The organism is Lactovum miscens, assembly GCF_014202895.1.
In the GTDB taxonomy this organism is placed as follows: Bacteria; Bacillota; Bacilli; order Lactobacillales; family Streptococcaceae; genus Lactovum; species Lactovum miscens.
Map to the genome: position 1 here is coordinate 1 of NZ_JACHHV010000056.1, position 2,936 is coordinate 2,936.

At 35.5% G+C, this 2,936-nt stretch carries 3 protein-coding genes and 1 pseudogene; 3 read left to right on the top strand and 1 reads right to left on the bottom strand.

The features are described 5' to 3' along the window. Positions 1–520: 520 nt before the first annotated feature. Positions 521–691: a helix-turn-helix domain-containing protein gene (locus tag HNQ37_RS08345; protein ID WP_183541275.1), complete on the bottom strand. Its 171-nt coding sequence runs from the start codon at positions 689–691 to the stop codon at positions 521–523. A 223-nt stretch (positions 692–914) separates the two neighbouring features. Between HNQ37_RS08345 and HNQ37_RS08350 the strand changes: the two genes are divergently transcribed. The 3 genes and pseudogenes from HNQ37_RS08350 to HNQ37_RS08360 all read left to right on the top strand — a co-directional run. Beyond that, entirely contained in the window at positions 915–1,883 is a 969-nt protein-coding gene (locus HNQ37_RS08350; RefSeq protein WP_183541278.1) for an alcohol dehydrogenase catalytic domain-containing protein, read from the top strand. Further along, positions 1,883–2,356 carry a MarR family winged helix-turn-helix transcriptional regulator gene (locus HNQ37_RS08355; RefSeq protein WP_183541284.1) on the top strand — a complete coding sequence of 158 codons (474 nt, stop codon included), beginning with the start codon at positions 1,883–1,885 and terminating at the stop codon, positions 2,354–2,356. Before HNQ37_RS08350 ends, HNQ37_RS08355 begins: the two co-directional genes overlap by 1 nt. Then, positions 2,313–2,588, top strand: a pseudogene (locus tag HNQ37_RS08360) (ABC transporter permease subunit); the annotation flags it as partial. The gene HNQ37_RS08355 and the pseudogene HNQ37_RS08360, both read left to right, overlap by 44 nt. Positions 2,589–2,936 lie beyond the last annotated feature (348 nt).

The window sequence follows — 2,936 nt, forward strand, 5'->3', positions numbered from 1 at the left end:
ACTTGGATGAATTGTTATCCAAGAAAAATGTTCAAGTATCAGACACCATTTCAGATGTATCGGGGTGGCTAAATTAAATTTGCAATTTGCCATCAGGAATATTTTATAAATCATTGGATTTAGGTAAGGCAGGCAGCAGATCAAGCTGTCTGCCTTTGCTACTGTTTGGTACGCAAGAGTACACAGGCGTTAATGGCTCTTTAAAAAAATCTGTAATAAAGGTAATGGCTTTTTTTGGCGTTCGTGGTGATGAGAGCTTTAGCTTTCTTATAATGAGGAAAAAACAAATCATGATATTTTACATCTAGTCAGCCTTTGTCTACCCAGTGATAGAGGGTTCAAAGGCAAACACCTGTCAACTCTTGGAGAATGACTTCTAATAATTTTTTATCTCTAACACCTGAACGAATGGTTTCATTAAGGGTCTGATGTAAGCTTAGAATGACGGCCACAATGACCTTTTATTGATGCTGTGGTGTTCTTATGCGTGAGGCGCAGCGTACGTACTTTGTCTTTATTTTTAAGTGCACTTTTCCCCCTTATGAAGTTCATTATTGATCGTCTGAGTGGCTTTATTCAAGCGCTGAGCGATTTGACGATTACTTAGCTTATTCTTGTTGTGCCAACGTTCAATCATCTGGCGTTCTGCATAAGTAATTTCTTTGCCTTTTGTGATAGAATCATCTTGCATCTGAATACCCTTTCTACTTGTCTTCTTACAAACTCAGGTCTAAGAGATCCAGGTGTTTTTTGCTTTCTTCAGGTGGCTAAACTAATTTTCCAATTTGCCTAACAAAATTAAATTTTAATAAAGAGGTAAAAAAATTTTACTTTTTTATTGACTAATTGGAAAGTAAGTAATAGAATAGTAGAAAATAAGAAGTAAAAAAAATTTACTAAATGTGAGGTGTTTCATGAGAGCAGTTGTGGTATCAAATGCTGGTGACTCCAGTGTTTTAAAGGTCTCACACGTGGACAAACCTAAGGTTAAGCTTGGATGGTCATTAGTCAAGGTTATGGGGTTTGGTATTAATCGGTCTGAGATTTTTACCCGTCAGGGTTTGTCACCAATGGTTGTTTTTCCAAGGATTCTAGGGATAGAATGCGTGGGCGTTATTTCAGATACAACAGATGAGAAGCGACTCCCAGTTGGGCAAAGAATTATATCAATCATGGGAGAAATGGGTAGAGCTTTTGACGGATCTTACGCTGAGTACGTTTTGCTACCAAATGAACAAATTTATTCAGTATCGACAGATATGGACTGGTCGACTTTAGCTACCATTCCAGAGACTTATTACACTGCATTTGGGGCTTTTAAAAATCTTAAGATAACTGAAGATGACAAAATTTTTGTCCGTGGTGGTGGGTCTGGCGTGGGCACGGCTTTCGTTAATTTAGTCAAAGCTAAATATCCTAAGATCAAAGTCTATGCCAGTGTCCGCACCTTAGTTAAAGAAGCACAGTTAATGTCTGTTGGGTATGATGGTATTTACTTGGATATTGATAAAAAGCTTAAGGGAGCACAGCCATTTACAAAAATATTGGAACTTATTGGACCCGCAACAATCAAAGATAGTCTGCAGTATTTGATTGAAGATGGAATTATCTGTTCGTGCGGTCAGCTAGGAGGGAAGTGGTACTTGGAGGATTTTGACCCGATAATGGAGCTTCAAAAGAATGTCTATCTGACAACTTTTTATTCTGGAAATGTTAATCAGGTAAAGATTAATGAGATGTTTGATTTTATTGAAAAGTATGCTGTATCAGTAAAACCAGAGAAAATTTTTAGTTTGGATGAGATCTCCAAGGCTCATGATTATTTAGAGGGACTGCAGGCTTTTGGAAAAGTAATCATAATAAATGATGATGGGGTTGTATGATGAAAATATCTAAGGCACAACAATATGCACGTTTGAGAGAAGAGCAATTTTCAATTTTTGAAAAATATGCCCGCATGAATGGCATGAACAATAAGAGTCTTTTGGTTTTTATGTGGATTTACCACAATCCGGCAGCTTTAACTCAGGAAACCATAGCAAAGCGAACTTATTCTACTAAACAGGTCATTCAAGCCATTATCAAAACTTATATTGCCAAGGAAATTTTGTGTTTAGAACCTAGCCAGAATGACAAGCGTAAAAAATTTGTCAAATTGACAGAGAAAGGACAAACTTTTGCTTCGCAAATACTGGAGCCTCTAGCTACTTATGAAACAGAGGCTATGGCTGCTCTTACTGAGAAGCAGCAGAAAATTCTTTTAGAAGCAACACAAGTTTTTTCCCATAAATTAAATACTTTATTAGAAGTACACCATGTGCCAGATACTGGTAAAGATCCAGCTTCCTTTATCTAAAACCTCTATTTTTACAGGTATTCACCTGGCAGCCAACAGCATTATAGCTATTGCGATTATAGTATCAACTATTAATGCGGGTGGTTTAGGAACAATTTTGTTTGATGGTTTACGAACTAGTAGCATGCCTAAACTGCTTTGGGAAATTTTACTGACGGTCTGTCTAAATGCCCTTGTTAACTTAATTTTACTTCTGATAGAGAAATTACTGGAAAATAATCGTACAAACTAATCAAACGAAATAATTATCAATGCATTATTGCATTTTTAAATAATTTTTTATATATGACTCACCTATCTGGAATAGTTGAATAGAAAGTGTAAAAAAGTAGTCAGGTCTGGAACATTTGAAAATGAAGGATTATAAAGTTTGAAGTTTGTTATTAAGGATTCAACTTATGTGAACATCACAATACTAAGCTATCCTAAGTTTCAATAAATTTGGTAGTGAATAAAAATTGAAAATTTAAGATACTTTTGTAAACGGCAAATTGTAAAATTAGTTTAGCCACCTGAAGCAAGAAAAAAACACCTGAATTTCTTATACTTGAATTTGAAAGAAGACAAGTAGAAAAGGAAT